We start from the raw sequence: 17,086 nt of genomic DNA, 5'->3' as shown, positions 1-17,086 counted from the left end.
CCTTTGGGGTTGGGGGCTGTGGGGGAGTAATTGTTCATTCCCCCCCTCTTCTGGGGGTAACCAGCGCAGGGCTTCTTCAACATAGGGCATAGTTCCCATTGCTGTTGATGCCAAGGTGCGAGATGCGCCGATCCTTTCGATGGGCAAATGAGCAAATCCTGTAGGAATTGAGACTGTAAAGCAACTGCCCTGTCCCAATTGACTGGTTACACTAACGCTACCACCATGGAGTTTAACTAACTCCTGCACGAGCGACAAGCCGATGCCCGATCCCTCAAAACTCCTCCCTCGAGCACCTTTAACGCGGTGAAACCGTTCAAAGAGATGGGAAATTTCATCGGTAGGAATGCCAATTCCCGTATCTTCCACTGCTAGTTCAACGCCGTCGGCAAAACCTTGTAAGCGAACAGTAATTGTGCCGGTAAATGTAAACTTAAATGCATTGGATAACAAATTTAGCACAATCTTTTCCCACATTTCGCGATCGATATAAATGGCTTCGGACAAAGGGGGGCAATCTACTACCAAAGAAATTCCCATGCGTTCAATTAAGGAGCGAAATGTACTGGCAAGCTCAGCTGTAAATGTTGGCAAATCTGTTGGCTCATAGACTGCCTCTATTCGTCCGGCTTCTATGCGGGAAAAATCAAGCAGCGTGTTGACGAGTTTGAGCAAGCGCATACTGTTACGCTGTACAATTTCTATGCGATCGCGTTGCGCGGGCGGTAATGGACTGGTCGTGTCGGTTAAGGCATCCTCTAGAGGAGCTAACATGAGGGTAAGGGGCGTGCGGAATTCGTGGGAAACATTGCTGAAGAAAACTGTTTTGGCGAGATCGATTTCTGTTAGAGCCTCTGCCCGTTGGCGTTCGGTTTCGTAGGCACGAGCATTGGCGATCGCTGATGCCACTTGTCCTGCCACCAGTTCCAAAAATCCCTGGTAATCATCGTCAAGAGCGCGACGAGAACTAATGCCTGCCACTAGTAAGCCCGCAGGACGATCCTGTCCGGGAGATGCTACAGGTAAAACTAAAGCCGTATGGGAGGGTTCTTCCCAAAGACCAATGTTTAACTCGCCAAACCGCTCGATCGCATCTTCAATTCGCTCTAGCCTAGAGGTGTGTGCTACTTTTGCCAAAGGCCAACCTGACGATTCTGTTAAATCCGAAAGTTCGATGAAATTTGGACTAGCAGGTGTATTTGGTTCCAAACCCGTGCTTCCTGCCAGATAAGCATACTTTCCTTCAGTCTCTACTAAGTAAAGCAGTGCAAATGGAATATCAGCTGCATTGTTTGCCAAAGTTGTTATGGCAATTTCACAAGCGGCTTCAGCCGTTTTTGCTTTACCTGCTTGTGCCCCTAGATCGCGCAAAGTACGAAGCCGCCGATCGATCAAAACCTGTTTTGTTGTTTCCGTACAGGCACAAAACAAACCACCGATTCCGCCTGTCTCATCTCGAATTGGGCTGTAGGAGAAGGTGAAGTAGGTTTCTTCTAAATAACCGCTGCGATGCATGAACAGCTGAAAATTATCCGACCAGGTTGATTCCCCGTTAATTATGACCCTATCCACCATTGGTCCAATTGCATCCCAAATATCTGGCCAAACTTCAGGTGCAGGGCGACCCAATGCTTTCGGGTGTTTTGTCAATCCTAAAACGGGGCGGTAGGCATCATTATAAAGTTTAACCAGATTAGGTCCCCAAAAGATAAACATGGGGTAGCGAGAGTTTAATAAAATGCTCACTGTAGTACGCAAACTTTGCGGCCACTGTTCTACAGGTCCCAGTGGCGTTTGTGACCAGTCGTGCGATCGCATTAAGGTACACATCTCCCCATCACCTGCAAATAAATTTTTTTGCATATTTGAACCGAGTCAATTACAATATTGTTTTGTTTAAATCTTTTATCTTAACACGGTCTTTTCCAGCCGAATAAGTATACATTGCACTACAAGATAGCTACATAGGATCTTCCTAACCCCTTTTAATTAAGGGGATCGGATTTGTCTCAAAGATGCGCGGGAATTGCTATAACCTGAGTAGATAGTCAGAGGATTGCTAGATGTTAATTCTCCTTACCTTTGCTCAGAATCACATAGATTCGTTCGCGAGTTGGGATGTCGAGACTGTCCTGAAAAAGATTAATGGTTCTCAAAATATCTGGCTGCGCTGTATTCACTTTCGCGATCGCACTGGAATCGCCAAAATCATCAAACACTTTGGACTCAATCCATCCCGTGTTAACACGATCTTTAACTCTTCCCCTATAGGAGTTGACCAAGACATAGAAGATTGTTTATTTAACAGCTATGAAATATTGACTCCTGAAATGAAAGAGCAGGAGTTTGAAGTAGTTCGTGGCAGTATTGTAGTTGGAACTAATTTTATCATAACATTTGAAATCGCTGAAGTCAAAATATTTAATTTACTCATTAACAAACTTGAAAAGCATAGTACAGAACTAGCTAGTTTGAGAATCGACCACCTTTTTTATCTCATCTTTAAAGATATTTTCAGCAATTACCATAATGTGTTTAATTATATTTCCATACAGCTTGATGATTTAGAAGATGAAGTTTTAGAAAATTCTGGGGATGAGTTAACATATCAAAAAATTGCTAAAATGAGGCAATCAACTCGTTTTGTTCGGAGAAATTTTCAAAGCATTAAATCACTTTTAGCCATGATGAATGACGAAGATTTTCACTGGTTATCCCAACCAGTAAAAGCATTATTTAATGAAGAATTAATTCATCAAGTTGATAACCTTTGGCAAGAATACCAAGCACTAAGAGCCTGGATGTCAGAATTAATGGAAATCCAACGCGATAACATTGCCAGCAAAACTAGCGAACGAATTAATCGTCTCACTATGCTCTCAAGCATATTTTTACCAATTACTTTTATTGCTGGGTTATATGGTATGAACTTTAAATATATGCCGGAATTAGAGCAACCTTGGGCTTATCCTACCGTGATAACTGTAATGGCATTAATTGTGATTGGTAGTATTGCATATGCTAAACAACAACGCTGGTTATAGGTGAAAAGCCCGATTCCTTTGGAATTGCAAAGCTTGATGTACCGAAAGTGCCATTATTGTTAAGAATAATTGCTGGAGTAGAATGAACTTCTAGAGTGAGTGACAAAAACAGTATACTTAATAAATGACAAAAGTTATACAACAATAATTTCCGAAAAAAGCGTGCCATGGTGAAAAAGACGCGCTATTTGAAGCGTCTCTACGAGGATTGTATGCCATGCATATTTAATTTTTGGAGTTGTTTAACACATCAGAAGCTTCTTGGGTGCATTACTGCAAGCACAATCGTAGACCTTTACTTTGGGAGAAAAAACAGCCTCCCTAAACTTGTAAACAGCAATCCCAGGAATCAATCTCATGATTGTTAACACTTTGAATAGTACAATTCCGATTGACACAATTGAGCTTGAGACAAAGGATTTTGAACGGGCGATCGCTAGTTGTCGCAAAGATTGTGAAGCTGCAGCAACGCTTGCTGGGTTCCCAAAAGAAGCAGGGTATGATGTTTTAATTGGCTGCATTGCTAAAACTGTTGATAACTGGTCGCTTGATAAATTTCAGCAGTGGACTGAGAGAGTCGCTGACAACTATGGCAACACCAGTACCAGTGGAGTGAGCATTTTGCAGCTTGTGGACCTTGTGAGCTTCCTAATGACCGAACCACGACACCGTGTCATAAGAAAACTGGAACGTGTCGCTTTGCACTCAAAAAGCAGCTAACTATATTCCATGCGATCGCGAATTTCAATGTTTCCTCGATTGAGAATTTGTTCGTAGTTGCGCTTTAGCGCATGCATCGCTAATACAAACTAACCCTCTGCGTACTCTTCGTCTCGACGGTTAAATAAATGACTTTTCAACCACAGAGTACGCTCCAGATCCCAGAGAAAAGAGATGAGGAGTTGAGGGGCGAACGAGACTTTGTATCCCCTTCGCGCTCTTTGCGACGCCCGGAGCTTCAAGCCGGGGAACCCGTCCAACGCACTGGCTCGTCTTTACGGTTTTTCCTCTCTCGATCCAGTGTTTTTAGCTGGAAATGCTGACTGGTAGGCTGCTGTCTCGCGATCTTATGAGGCGGAGCCTCCCTTCTGGCATTCCCAGGCAGAGCCTGGGAACGAGGCGAGCGGAACGAGGCGATAAGACATAGTTGCATTGGTGGGCTTTAGCCCTACCTACTTTATACTGTTGCAGGTTGCACGTTGAGTTGTATTGCTGCGTTCTCTTCTTGCTCGTCTTCTAGAGTTACCGGGACTGACTGAACTTGCCAAATATCTCGCGCATACTCGCCAATTGTACGATCGGAAGAAAAGTATCCGGTGCGGGCTGAGTTGAGAATTGATTTTCGCCACCAGGTATCGCGATCGCGGTAAGCTTCATCGACTTGTTGCTGACACTCAACATAGGATTGGTAATCTGCAAACAACATATAGTCATCCTGGTTCTTTAGGGATTCCACAAGTGGTTTGAACAAATTGCTGTCTCCTTTGGAGAAGTAACCCGATGCAATTTGGTCGATCGCCTGTCTGAGTTGGGGATTGCTGTTGTAATAGTCCCAAGGATGGTAGCCTTGCGCTTTCCTCTGCATGACTTCCCCCGCATTCAGCCCGAAAAGAAAGAAATTCTCGTGTCCCACGCGATCGCGAATTTCAATGTTTGCGCCGTCGAGAGTTCCGATGGTAAGTGTACCATTCATGGCAAATTTCATGTTACTTGTGCTGTAAAAATACCTAACAAAGTTCACAAACCTTATCAAATATTTCATCTTAATTGGCCTTTCTGATACACCCAAGCATAGACGACCGAACTGGCGGCTACTATATTGATTGGGTATCTAGTAGCAATTAGCTACACGGAGAGCGCACACCAACTGGGAATCAGCACAGTTCCCTTGGCATCAGGCAACGGCAACCACGCCACACAACCCGAGACCAAACCAGGGTGTTTTAAGACCACAGGCTTTTTAAACTTGCTGGCTAGATATTTTAAGGCGATGTTTCTAGCCGCGTTATCCCCAGAGTCATAAATTTTCCCCTCTGGAGTCTTGACCAACTTTCCTAAACCTCTCTCGCTCCACAAGTATAAGTTTAAACTTCCGACTTGAGAACCACGTAGGCATTTCCCACCCAGAAACGCATCAGTGATTGAAGTGTAAGCAGGGTTAATGCGTGTTGTATAAATCGAATAACGTGCCAGCGCTTTGTGTTCAGTTCGTTTTTGAATTTTCTTTGCTATCCAGTTTGAACGCTTGATATTACTCCGATGTGAGTATTTACCTTTGAGAGCTTTTAAACTTTTTAAGTTTTCAAAAACGATTAACTGACACTGATATTTTAGAGCGAACTCTACAAGAGTATTTGAGATTTTTTCAATCAAATCTTTCTCAAGATTTTTGATTCGCTCCCACAAAGTCGCACACATTCGCTTTGGCGGTGAATTCCCTAACTCTGTATGCGTATTCGTGAGCTTTTTAGCTTTGGCAATTAGTCCTAGGTAGCGCTTCCTAAGATGAGATAAGCGATTGTTTCCTTGAAGGCGAAGAGTGGTTATTTCTTCAACAACGCCCGTATCTTCGTACCCTTCTAGCACCTTGGCAACGACGATTGGGTCGGATAAATTTAAATCGATGCTGAGAACTCGGAGTTTGCCATAAGCTTGAATCTGCTCATCTAATTTCCCCTGACTTGGAGTGAGTTTTTGAATCACCCAACATATGTTAAGATTACCATTTGATATCATCAGTGACATTGTACTTTTTTGATAGCCCAATGGTAATTCTCGACACTTGTAGAGGAATTTTTCTTTCACCCAACTTGAACCAGTCCACAGCTTTACAACTATAGATTCGCCTGTATCTTGCTCAAACATCGAAGAGTAAAACTGTGTAGGGAAATTAGTTGATGTCGGTAATGTTGGGGGTTTTCCTGCTTTCTTTTTGAGTCGAGTTTTTTTCTTGAGTGTTTTAGCTTGATTTGCTCTCTCAATGCGTTGTTGCCAACGTTTTAAATTACTATCATGAGATTTAACAATGCCGAACGCTTTTTTGATGGCAGCACGTCTGAAATCTTTGGGAACATCTTTAAAAGGTATCGGATGTGGCACCTCAGCCCGTTTTTTATTTGTAATAGTTAGAGATTCATAGACTTGGTATAAATCTGATACGGATACACTCAGGCATTTTTCTACATCTACTCCCATCACCTTCACATAAAACATCACAACTGAATTAAATAGCTTTTGTGTTGCCTCTACATAACCAGGGTGTTTTGTTTCAATTACACCGACCATGGCTTCATTAATCAAGAAATGTCCCTTCTGTTTTCTGAGTGCCACGCTATTATCACCTCCTGTGTTAATACTGCTTTGGCTGTATAAATTTGATTTTCTCTAATCAATTTAGATCATTTAACACCTCAAGCAAAGAAAACATAATAGATATTTACAATTACATCAAGAGCTAAAATATTTTACTACCTCAACTCAGTCATGCTTCGGTTTTCTCTTTCAGATTTATCAGAGCTTTCATGAAATTTATTTTGGCACTCCACAAACGCAAAGTGTTGACTGTGTTTGTGTTGTAGCCCACCATCGGAGTATCGTAAGGCGTCCCCAGAATAGTTTTTTGGGGAATCCAACGCACTTGGTAGCGTCCCCGTTCATCGGTATATGCTTCTGTGTGTCCGCCAAATTTGACTTCTACAGTGTAATCGGGACGTGGAATTTCCCAAGGATTGCCAAAGCGCAACCAGCGATCTGGTACTTCTACTTGTGTACCATTGCGAATGGTTTGTTGAAAAATGCCGTACTCGTAGCGGATACCGTAGCCAATGGCGGGAATTTCTAAAGTTGAGAGAGAATCCAAAAAACAAGCAGCGAGTCTTCCCAATCCACCGTTACCCAATCCCGGTTCATCTTCCTGTTCGAGCAAATCGTATAAATCTAAGCCTGCTGACTCCCGCACCACTTGTCGGGCTTGCTCGTATATGCCGACATTTGTTAGATTTTTACTGAGTTGTGGTCCGATGAGATATTCAGCCGATAAATAGCATACGACTTTGACATCTGGTTGAAAGTAGGTTTGCTCGACAGTTCTAATCCAACGATGCAGCAAGCGATCGCGAACAGTATAGGATAGTGCCATGAAAAAGTCATGTGCTGTTGCCCAACCTTTATTTTTTGCTTGGATGTAGTAAAGGTTGTCTAAAAAAGCACGTTTGAGTGTTTCGATATCCATTCCAGTGCGATCGTCCTGCACTTGAATGGGAACTTGTTCTGTACGATGGATGTGCTTTTTCCAATGAGGAGCATATTTGCCATTGTGCTTTGTCGAGCTGTTGCCATTACTCATGGTTACAATTCCTAATGAACGGGGAATTTATTCTCGAACCTATATAACTTTAGAGGGAATTGTGGTTTCAACGCCTCTAGCCAAGGGAGCACAATCATCTTGTCATTGCTCCTGTTGCTACTTTTGTCGATCTCTCGACTTAACCTGAATTTACCTGAACTCTCAATGTCATTTTTCTCACATTATTACCCCCCATTATCCCCCCTTGTAAAGGGGGGAAATTAAGAGAAATTTAGTTCCCTCCCCTTTACAAGGGGAGGGTTAGGGTGGGGTAAGAAATATTTAATACATTGAGCGTGACTTTTGAAATGCTGTAGTGCTCAACGCCTATCGGCTATCAAAGGTAAAACACTGGCTACGGAGCGTAGAGCTATTTATTGAGCAAATGCTACAGTTCTTATGATACAAGCGATATAACCATTTTGCAAGCACCTTATCGTAATTTTTCTCAGTTCAAACACTTACCAAATAAGACTTACATCTACTTTTATTTGCAAATCGGGTTTCACAAAAAGAGATGCTTGCAGTTTTCAGTAACAAAGAAAATTAAATAGACCTCTCAGTTTCTAAGTTATTATAAGTTTGGGTTTTAAAAACTTCGATGCCGTTGGACACCAAGTCACCATCTGGCGTTGAGCACTTTCACGTTGCCAAGGTGTAGAGCCTCTAAGCGATACAGGGCGGATGGGCTTAACATTACCCTTCTCGCTCCTAACCTAAGATGCCGTTAGGCGATAAACAGAATTCAAATAGTACTTGACAGAATGTCTTTTTCGTGCAAATAATAATTTATCGATGTTTCAAGTTGCGAAAAACGAGTTAAATAGAAATTTTAGTTTTAGCTCAGAGGATAGCGTTACTAACCGCGACAACTTCAAGAGTTAATCTCAAAATTATGTGTTCTTTCTTCCCTCAGATGCCTTTTTAGGTTTTGAACATTACTTGGAATTTCGATCGCTGTCTGAATAATTGAATATGGGGGAATCCTAAAATGATTGCATCTGTGGGTTTTTCGGCGTCTCAGGATGTAGATTTAGGGCTTGAGCCATTCGTTGAGCTATGTTTTCCAGTGCGAGGAAAATATTTACCTGCGGATCATGGCTATGCACTCTTTTGTGGTTGGGTTAATCTTGATTCAGAAATACGCAAGCAGAAAACTGTCAGTATTTTGACTGTTCCTGGCTTTCCCGACAAACAAGGGAAAATAATTCTGAACGAATATTCGTGTTTGCGCGTTCGCGTACCAATCCCGTTAATTCCCTTGGCTTATAAGTTGGCTGGAAAATCTATTCGTTTGGGAATACATGAAATTCAAATTGGTATTCCCGAAATATTTACATTGAAACCTGCTAGCAAACTCAAGTCTAGAATTGTTGTCATTAAAGGACATAGCGAGCCTCAATCGTTTTTAGTAACAGCACAACGTCAACTTGATGATTTGGGAATTTCTGCTCAAATTTCCATTCCCAAAGATAGACAGGGTGAATTCTGTCGCAAAACTATCAAAGTTAAACGTTATACGATAGTGGGTTTTACAACGGAAGTTTCTGGTTTGAGTGACGACGATTCTATCAAGTTACAACAATGGGGAATTGGTGGTAAAAGACACATGGGTTGTGGATATTTCTTACCTTGTAAGGGAGGTAAAAATGTTTAAAAGATTGCTGGCTAAGTCTTGCAAGCTAGGAGAAAACGATCCGAGAAAAAAAGGTGCTGCAACGTACACCGGACATATCAGTTTTGTCATGCAAGCAGCTGATGTTTTGGTAGATAAATTGGGTATGACTATTCTCGAACAATTGGGAATACAGCATATTGGTTTAGATTCCTTGGCAGCCACAGTCAAATTGGGTGCATATTTACACGATTGGGGTAAAGCTAATCAACATTTTCAAGAAATGGTTTACTTAAAAACCATCGATCCAAGATCGCCAGACACAAACATTCAAAATTATAGAAAGAAGATTATTCAATCTTCAAAAGCACATTCAGATAAACAAATGCTGCGTCATGAAGTGATTAGCGGCATTTTGGCACTACAAGTTCCCTGCTTTCGAGAATGGCTAGAAAAGTGTCCCAACGCAAATTTAACAATTGCAGTTTGGGCGGCGATAGGACATCATTTAAAAATTGGGTTAGATAAAAATGGGACGCCATCGGGTTATATTGCGGAAATTCCCTCTGGTACGGGAGATGAATTAAAAATATACACCACTCATTCCGATTTTCAAGCAGTTCTAAAAATGGGTAGTCAATATTTGGGATTGCCCAAACAACTACCGGAATTTCCGACGATAATTTGGACTGACAAGCAATTATTAACAGCTTTAAAAAATTTACGCAATGAATTTAATGGTTTTGAACCTGATTGGGAGCAACAAAAATTTATTGCAGCAGTCAAAGCAACAGTAATCGCCGCAGATTTAGCTGGTTCTGCACTTCATGAAGTAGAGGAAGACTTTCAAGGATGGATTGAAGAAGTCTTATCACTACAACTTTCAAAGCAAGAGTTAAATAACCTAGTCAAACAACGTTTGAAGGGTAAAAAATTACGACCATTTCAAGAGTTAATTGCTAAATCCAAGCATCGGGTGACGTTGGTGAAGGCTGGTTGTGGAACGGGAAAAACCGTTGCAGCATATGCTTGGGCAGAAAAATGGGCTGTCGGGCGTAAATTATTTTTCTCCTATCCAACAACAGGTACAGCATCTCAAGGTTATATAGACTATGCATTTGAGACAGACATTGAAGCCGCTTTAATGCATTCTCGTGCTGATTTAGACAGAGAATTACTATTTTCTGGAGATGAAGACGATCGTGAAAGCATCGATTCTAAGCTAATGGCTTTTCAAGCTTGGCGCAAAAAATTGATTGTTTGTACAGTTGATTCAGTGTTAGGTTTAATTCAAAATAATCGCAAACCGCTTTATTCATGGTCTGCACTGGCACAAGCTGCTTTTGTGTTTGATGAAGTTCATGCTTTTGATCCGCGTCTGTTTGGAGCCTTATTAAAGTTTCTGAAAGCTTTTAGAGGTGCGCCAATTTTATTAATGAGTGCCAGTTTTAGTCCCCAACAGTTGTCAGCGATTCAACAAGTCTTGGTAGAACAGGGAGAAGATTTAGGAGAGCCAATTCCAGGACCAAAAGAATTAGAAGAATTGCCCCGTTATGACATCGCTTATATTCCCGAAGTCAGTAACTTTGAGGAACTAACGGAAGTTTGGGAACCTGTTATTGAGGCTTTAAGAAACAAACAAAAAGTTTTATGGGTAACTAACTCGGTAAAAACTTGTATTGCAATTCATCGGACTGCACAAATAAAGCTTGCCGAACAATTACCAGAATTTGCCATTGCTCCATTAATTTATCACAGTCGATTCCGTTACAAAGACAGGGTGAAAAAACATCAAGCTGTCATTGAAGCATTCAAACAAGATAAACCTATTTTGGCTATTACTACCCAAGTCTGTGAAATGTCTTTAGATTTGAGTGCTGATTTATTAATTTCTGCGATCGCTCCTGCAGCAGCTTTAATTCAACGATTGGGACGACTTAACCGCAGGATGAGTAAACCAGAAGAAGGAGCAAAACTAGCAATTGTTTATCCTTGGGATAATCCGAATCCATATGATAAAGTAGAAATCTTTACAGGGAAGCAGTTAATTCAAGAATTTTCGGAAAAGACAGGCATTTCACAACGAGATTTAGCAGAATTTGCAGCAAGTCTTAATTCTGAAGAAATTCAAGACGTTAAATCCAATTGGCTGGAAGATAATTGGTGTACAAATCCAAATTTTTTACGGGAACCAGGATATACACTTACTGTAATTTTGGGTGAAGATGAACCAGAAATTTGGAAAATCGCTCAGCAGAAAGAGCAGGAACTATTACAAAAACATCAGAATACGTCGCGGATGAAGTTATTTAAACAAGAAGCACAGAAATGGACAGTACCCATCAATATTCAATCTGAATCAGATTATTATACCTGGAAACGTATAGGATTTTATCCTGTAACACCACAAGGCAGAATTCCCTACAGTGAAGAGGTAGGAGCAGAACAGTGAATTTAGAATTTGATTTGGGTAATCCTTGTTTTACCTTGTTGCATCGTGCTGGTTTAGCTGGATTGTGGATGACGTTAAAGCAATTAGAAAAAGAAAAAGCTGAAGTACCATCTGGATTCAATTGGCAGCTTAGCAAACGCAAAGTCAATTTAAATTGGAATGGAAACGATAGAGACACATTGGAATGGTTTCTGAAAGAGTCTTTTCAATTAAATGATGGCATCATCGCATTACGCGGATTAGATACAAAATCCATGCGCGAGGATGCACAGGTAATAGTCCATCAAGGAATTTTAGGGACTCTTTTACAGCATACCAGTACCCACAAATCCGATGGAGTTGTGACAAAATCCTTATCTTTAGGGGAGAATGAGCCAGAAATTCCAGTCAAATACAAAAGTTTAAAAAGCTATACATATCAAGAATTTGCGGAAAATTTATGCGACAAAAATGGACAATTCTTAACTCATCCAATTAGTGTTGCTGGGTGGTTAAATCCTGGTGCAGCCGTCAGACATATTGCTTTTAGTGCCGATACGAGTTTTGAGGAGAACCCGGAGAATGCTTTTATTTTATTATTTGCGCCTGTTGCCTGTTATTACTATATTCTTCGTTCAAAATTGCGAGACAAACGCGCCCAGTACGCTTTAGTTATTCCAGAAATTACCGATTTAGAAAAGTATGCAAAATATCGGCAAAATCAGCAATTGCGAAATGCCATTTATAAAGATTTTCATGCTTCTGGTTTAGGTGATGCTGGTTTGAGATTTTTAACAAGGGACGCAACTGTTAATATTACTCAAACTTTTGGTATACAGCGCTGTCAGGTTTTGACATTGGGAACTGTTGCATGGGCGACTCAACAAAAAACTCGTACAGATATGTATGTAGTGGAAGCAACTGCTGAGAATTGCCATAACTATCAAGTTTGTAATGCTTGGTTGCAAGATAAAGCGATCGCAGGTAAAGAGGGTGGATTTGTTGCTACAAGCTTTGCAAAGGAATTAATTGCTGAAAATTTAGCCAAAAATTTACCTTGGTATTCTGGAATTTCGGAGAAAGTAAATAGTAATGAGCTTTTCCAAAAGTTAGCTTACGAAAGGGGAGGACTATATCAAGTGATTCAAAAAATTCAATCTGACGAGCGGGAAAAACTCTTTGTGAAAGCTTGCCATGAAGCCATTAGTTATACTTTTGGAAAAATCTCAACAATAGCAAAAAAAAGAGGAGAAACACCTAACTTTGACCGTGAAACTATACGTATTAGATCGGGCTTAGGTCGATGTAAAAATTCTGATAGCTTTCGAGAATTTATTACAGATTTTTGGTCAAGAGCCGGAAAAATACCAACTTTGCAGAAGCATTGGGAAGAATTAATAGAATTTGTGATGTTAGAGAAAAATTGGAAGAAATCAAGAGATTTAGCCTTACTGGCATTAGCTAGTTATAAAGGGACAGGAAGTTTCGAGCGAGATAAAGATGATTTTGATGAAGGCGATCCTGTTGATGATACTTTTGATGAAGAAAACGCTCCCGATATTCTTTAACTCTCTCGTTTTTCTATCACAAAGCTCTAAGAGGATGTTTGAAAAGTTATGATTGATGTATCAAATATTTTTACCCCACCCTAACCCTCCCCTTGCAAAGGGGAGGGAACTAGATTTCTCTTATTTACCCCTTGCGGAACTAAATTTCTCTTATTTCTCCCCTTTACAAGGAGGGACTAAGGGGGGTAGTACTGTTATTAAAATGACAGTTAATCACTTTTCAAACATTCTCTAAAATTTAACGAGTTTCAAGGACATTTTTATTTATTTAAGGAGATTGACAAGTGACATTTCATTTATTTGGAAATATCTTAACTGGATACGGAACTGCTGCCAATAATCGTGGAGAAAATGAAGGAAATATTACGACTCTCCAAAAAATTCTGTGGAAAAATAATGTACATACAACAGTTTCCGCCGAAGCGATTCGTTGGGCATTACGTTATTACTGGCAAACTTGTGGTGACGATTATCAAGTTAATCGTCGTTGGAATGATGATGCTAACGACAATATTTGGCAAAATGAGAATTTTGATGATACAGCTTTTATTGATGATGATGTTTTAGGTTTCATGCGTGCTGAAGGTGCAAAAGTTGAAGCATCGGATGAACCAAAAGCTAAAGGGAAAAAAGCGGCTGTAGCTAAAGGTACAACGACAGCAAAACGAGGTGTGTTAGAAGTGACTCGTGCTGTTTCTATAACACCCTTTAGTGGTGACTTAACCTTTAATTCTTTAAGTGGCAAAAAAGGCAGAACTTCACTTTATGGAACAGAAGTACACGCGACTTGCTATCAATATGGATTTGCATTAACTCCAGAAAGATTAAAAGATAAATCTCGCATAATTGCAGTTTTAGATGGTTTAAGTTCTTTGGGAGAAGTTGCAGGTAATCATTCGCGGTTTCTCTATGATTTTTCTCCTGAAAGCTTAATTTTACGATGGACGCATGATTTCTCTCCTCGTATTTTATATTGTTTTGAAGAGGATGAGGGAGAAATATCTATTGGGGAATTAATCAGGAAAGTGAAAAATCAAGATATTGAACCAGAGGAATTATGGATAGCTGGTGCTGTGACTGAATCTAAGGAAGTCAAAGAATTAGAAGAATTGGGCGTACATATTTTTCCTGGGATTAAGTTAGCCGTGCAAAGTATGAAACAAGTTATTGCTAGAGATTTAAAACTACCACAATTAGAGTTAATCCGATGATAACTGCAACCAATAAAAGTTTGGCATTAGAGATTGAAGTTCCCATTGCTTGCTTTCGTCAATCTCGCGCTAGGGAGTATGCTGAAACTTACCTATTTCCCCCACCATCGACAGTCTATGGAATGCTATTGTCAATCGTGGGAGAAACTAACAGGTATAAACATTGTGGAGTGAAATTAGCGATCGCTATTCTTTCTCAACCCCAAAAATCAACCATCATCCGTACTTTTCGCCGTTTCAAGAAAAAAGACATTCACGATCCAACAAACTCTAGACCAGATTACCAAGAATTACTAACCGATATTAGATTTATCGCTTGGATTAATTGTAAACTTGATAAATCTCAAGTAACATTATCAGAAAGGTTAGAACAAGCATTTACAAACCCCGCTTCAATAGAACGTTTTGGGGGTTTATGCTTAGGAGAAAGTCGGGATTTGGTCAATTCTATAACAGTGTGGTCAGAAAGCGATCGCAGTCAGTCTTTGCAATGGTTGGTACAAGATGAGGATGGATTATTCACTTTGCCCTATTGGGTGGATCATGTTGGTTCCAAGGGTACGCGATGGAAAAGGTATCTAATACTTGAGCCATCCGAAAATTATCTTCCTCCTGAGACTGCTTGGACAGTAATTCAGGCAACCTAATCATCATTAGCCTCAGATGTCGTAAGGCGCTAAAACACAATTACCTTACAGACACATATGCAAATTCTCGAACATATCGAACTCTCTACCAAACTAGAAACCATCCGCGTTTCTGCTCTCCACGCTTTAGCCTATTGTCCCCGCCTATTTTACCTTGAAGAAGTCGAAGAACTCTACACCCAGGATGCCGCAGTATTTGCTGGACGTAGGTTACACGCCGAACTTGAAAAGCAAGAAGATGAAGACTGGGAGGAATTATTCCTCATCAGCGAAGAATTAGGTATACGGGGACGGGTTGATGCATTGCGGACTCGCGAAGGAGAAACAATTCCCTACGAACACAAGCGGGGAAGATGCCATCGGGATGAAAACAAACAACCCCAAGCATGGGAAAGCGATAAATTACAAATCCTTACTTACTGTTGTTTGCTGGAATCATCTCTTGGTATATCTATTAAAGAAGGTCGCATTCGCTACCACGCAGACAATGTATTAGTTCGCATCCCACTAGATGATTTAGGACGAGCAGCAGTTCGGGAAGCTATAGAAAAAGCACGCAACCTCAGACAGTCTACCCATCGACCACCAGTAACCGAAAACGAACGCTTATGTGCTCGTTGTTCGCTTGCACCCGTATGTTTACCTGAAGAAGCACGTCTAGCACACGATCGCGAATGGCAACCGATACGCTTGTTTCCTGAAGATGACAATAGGCAAGTCATTCACGTTCTCGAACCTGGTACTAATGTGGGTAGAACTGGGGAACAAATCAAAATTGCCCGTCGCAACCAACCATTAGAAACTATTCCCGCTCGACAGGTAGCTCAATTGGTACTGCACAGCTATTCGCAGATTTCCACCCAAGCACTACATTTCTGTGGCGAACAGGGAATTGGAGTACATTTTGTTTCTGGCGGTGGTCGTTACCTGGGTAGTTTTGATACTCGTAATGGCAGCATTCAACGTCGCATTCGCCAGTATACTGCCCTGAGTTCCTCCGATACTTGTCTAGAGTTGGCTCGTAAACTCGTAATTTGCCGCGCTCAAGGACAGCGAAAATTTCTCATGCGTGGGAAGGGCAAAAATAAAGCTAGCGAGAAATTAACAAAAGCGATCGACCAAATGAAAGCTGTGCTAAAACTCGTTCCCCATGCAAAATCTTTGGAATCGCTCTTAGGATATGAAGGAAATTTAGCAGCGCTCTATTTTGATGCTTTCCCCGATCTGATTTCACCAGATATACCAAAAGAAATGGGGTTCGACATCAGAAATCGTCGTCCTCCTAAAGATAGATTCAATTGCCTTTTAGGATTTGGGTACGCTTTGTTACTCAAAGATATCATGAATGCCATCTTGATAGTAGGGCTAGAACCCGCACTAGGGTTTTACCACCAACCGCGATCGCAAGCTGCACCTTTAGCTTTAGATTTGATGGAAATTTTCCGAGTTCCTTTAGTAGATATGATTGTCATGTCTTCCGTCAATCGCAATCAATGGGATATAAAAGCTGATTTTGATATTCGCGGACAACAAGTTTGGCTGAGCGAAACTGGTAAACGTAAGTTTGTGGAACTCTACGAAAATCGCAAGCAGGAAACTTGGAAGCATCCAGCAACAGGATATTCCCTGACTTATCGTCGTTTACTGGAGTTGGAAGTGCGACTCTTGGAAAAGGAATGGATGGGTGAGGGTGGTTTGTTCGGTCAGTTGATTGTCCGTTGAGGTGATAATATGGGAGAAATCAGAAATTGTTACATCATTTGCTACGACATTCGCTGTCCAAAACGTTGGCGTAAAGCTTACAAATTGTTGGAGGGGTATGGGGAACGGATACAATATTCAATTTTTCGCTGCGTTATGAATCAACGCGATCGTGAAAAACTACGTTGGGAGTTGGAGACGATTCTGGCGAAGGAAGACTGTATTTTGTTTGTGCGTTTGAGCGATCGCTGCGTGCAAGATATACCCAAGTATAATCGACCAGGTACATGGGAAAATACAGATAAGCCTTTTTTGATTGTCTGAAAAATACAAGCATCTCTGTTTGTTGGGGTAATGAAAGTAGACGCGAGCGCTGAAATCCTTACCAAGACAAGATTTGAGAGATTTTTGAGGTTCTGTAGGTGCTTGCAAAATTTTCAAACTGCCTTATCTCAAGGGTTTTAGCTGGTGAAGTCAGGTTGGATTGGAAGGAGAATTGCGAAATTTCAGTTTTTTATTGGTTT

13 protein-coding genes are annotated in these 17,086 nt (G+C 40.9%); 9 read left to right on the top strand and 4 right to left on the bottom strand.

The features are described 5' to 3' along the window. Positions 1 to 1,863 (bottom strand): PAS domain-containing sensor histidine kinase (locus F7734_RS40045; protein ID WP_155749983.1); only part of this gene is annotated, 1,863 nt, incomplete at its 3' end. Positions 1,864 to 2,063: 200 nt separating this feature from the next. Here F7734_RS40045 and F7734_RS40040 point away from each other — a divergent pair. Together F7734_RS40040 and F7734_RS40035 are read left to right on the top strand one after the other, a co-directional pair. Then, a complete protein-coding gene (locus F7734_RS40040; RefSeq protein WP_155749982.1) occupies positions 2,064 to 3,044 on the top strand; it encodes a CorA family divalent cation transporter in 981 nt (326 codons plus the stop codon). 357 nt (positions 3,045 to 3,401) lie between these two features. Then, positions 3,402 to 3,764 carry a hypothetical protein gene (locus tag F7734_RS40035; RefSeq protein ID WP_155749981.1) on the top strand — a complete coding sequence of 121 codons (363 nt, stop codon included), beginning with the start codon at positions 3,402 to 3,404 and terminating at the stop codon, positions 3,762 to 3,764. A 457-nt stretch (positions 3,765 to 4,221) separates the two neighbouring features. On the opposite strand, the gene F7734_RS40030 is transcribed toward F7734_RS40035, so the two are convergent. The 3 genes from F7734_RS40030 to F7734_RS40020 form a co-directional block, all read right to left on the bottom strand. Beyond that, positions 4,222 to 4,749: a glycogen/starch/alpha-glucan phosphorylase gene (locus tag F7734_RS40030; protein WP_347566364.1), complete on the bottom strand. Its 528-nt coding sequence runs from the start codon at positions 4,747 to 4,749 to the stop codon at positions 4,222 to 4,224. A gap of 140 nt (positions 4,750 to 4,889) precedes the next feature. Next, the gene (locus F7734_RS66400) at positions 4,890 to 6,374 is read right to left on the bottom strand and encodes an IS200/IS605 family accessory protein TnpB-related protein (protein WP_155749980.1); all 1,485 of its coding nucleotides are present in this window, start codon (positions 6,372 to 6,374) and stop codon (positions 4,890 to 4,892) included. 151 nt (positions 6,375 to 6,525) lie between these two features. Further along, complete coding sequence (locus F7734_RS40020; RefSeq protein ID WP_347566363.1) at positions 6,526 to 7,389, bottom strand: glycogen/starch/alpha-glucan phosphorylase; 864 nt, start codon at positions 7,387 to 7,389, stop codon at positions 6,526 to 6,528. A gap of 991 nt (positions 7,390 to 8,380) precedes the next feature. On the opposite strand from F7734_RS40020, the gene cas6 reads away from it, so the two are divergent. The 7 genes from cas6 to cas2 all read left to right on the top strand — a co-directional run bounded on the left by cas6 (position 8,381) and on the right by cas2 (position 16,886). After that, positions 8,381 to 9,046 carry a type I-MYXAN CRISPR-associated protein Cas6/Cmx6 gene (gene cas6 / locus F7734_RS40015; protein ID WP_155749979.1) on the top strand — a complete coding sequence of 222 codons (666 nt, stop codon included), beginning with the start codon at positions 8,381 to 8,383 and terminating at the stop codon, positions 9,044 to 9,046. Next, a complete protein-coding gene (cas3, locus tag F7734_RS40010) occupies positions 9,039 to 11,456 on the top strand; it encodes a CRISPR-associated helicase Cas3' (RefSeq protein ID WP_155749978.1) in 2,418 nt (805 codons plus the stop codon). The genes cas6 and cas3 overlap by 8 nt, the downstream gene beginning before the upstream one ends. Beyond that, the gene (gene cas8a1 / locus F7734_RS40005; protein ID WP_166482444.1) at positions 11,453 to 13,003 is read left to right on the top strand and encodes a type I-MYXAN CRISPR-associated Cas8a1/Cmx1; all 1,551 of its coding nucleotides are present in this window, start codon (positions 11,453 to 11,455) and stop codon (positions 13,001 to 13,003) included. Before cas3 ends, cas8a1 begins: the two co-directional genes overlap by 4 nt. Positions 13,004 to 13,287: 284 nt before the next feature. Then, positions 13,288 to 14,214, top strand: coding sequence for a type I-B CRISPR-associated protein Cas7/Cst2/DevR (cas7i, locus tag F7734_RS40000; RefSeq protein ID WP_166482443.1), 927 nt, complete (start codon positions 13,288 to 13,290; stop codon positions 14,212 to 14,214). Beyond that, positions 14,211 to 14,861, top strand: a complete 651-nt coding sequence (cas5, locus tag F7734_RS39995) for a type I-MYXAN CRISPR-associated protein Cas5/Cmx5/DevS (protein ID WP_155749977.1) — start codon at positions 14,211 to 14,213, stop codon at positions 14,859 to 14,861. The genes cas7i and cas5 overlap by 4 nt, the downstream gene beginning before the upstream one ends. 57 nt (positions 14,862 to 14,918) lie before the next feature. Continuing rightward, entirely contained in the window at positions 14,919 to 16,583 is a 1,665-nt protein-coding gene (gene cas1, locus F7734_RS39990; protein ID WP_155749976.1) for a type I-MYXAN CRISPR-associated endonuclease Cas1, read from the top strand. 9 nt (positions 16,584 to 16,592) lie between these two features. Then, positions 16,593 to 16,886, top strand: coding sequence for a CRISPR-associated endonuclease Cas2 (gene cas2 / locus F7734_RS39985; protein WP_038071942.1), 294 nt, complete (start codon positions 16,593 to 16,595; stop codon positions 16,884 to 16,886). Positions 16,887 to 17,086 lie beyond the last annotated feature (200 nt).

The sequence above is a fragment of the Scytonema sp. UIC 10036 genome (genome assembly GCF_009725235.1).
This window is presented reverse-complemented; position numbering and strand designations above follow the sequence as displayed.

Coding starts and splice junctions, on each gene's coding strand:
- cas5 (WP_155749977.1), top strand. CDS start 14,211: ATGATAACTGCAACCAATAAAAGTTTGGCATTAGAGATTGAAGTTCCC.
- cas2 (WP_038071942.1), top strand. CDS start 16,593: ATGGGAGAAATCAGAAATTGTTACATCATTTGCTACGACATTCGCTGT.
- F7734_RS40030 (WP_347566364.1), bottom strand. CDS start 4,749: ATGAAATTTGCCATGAATGGTACACTTACCATCGGAACTCTCGACGGC.
- F7734_RS40035 (WP_155749981.1), top strand. CDS start 3,402: ATGATTGTTAACACTTTGAATAGTACAATTCCGATTGACACAATTGAG.
- cas3 (WP_155749978.1), top strand. CDS start 9,039: ATGTTTAAAAGATTGCTGGCTAAGTCTTGCAAGCTAGGAGAAAACGAT.
- F7734_RS40020 (WP_347566363.1), bottom strand. CDS start 7,389: ATGAGTAATGGCAACAGCTCGACAAAGCACAATGGCAAATATGCTCCT.
- cas1 (WP_155749976.1), top strand. CDS start 14,919: ATGCAAATTCTCGAACATATCGAACTCTCTACCAAACTAGAAACCATC.
- F7734_RS40040 (WP_155749982.1), top strand. CDS start 2,064: ATGTTAATTCTCCTTACCTTTGCTCAGAATCACATAGATTCGTTCGCG.
- cas6 (WP_155749979.1), top strand. CDS start 8,381: ATGATTGCATCTGTGGGTTTTTCGGCGTCTCAGGATGTAGATTTAGGG.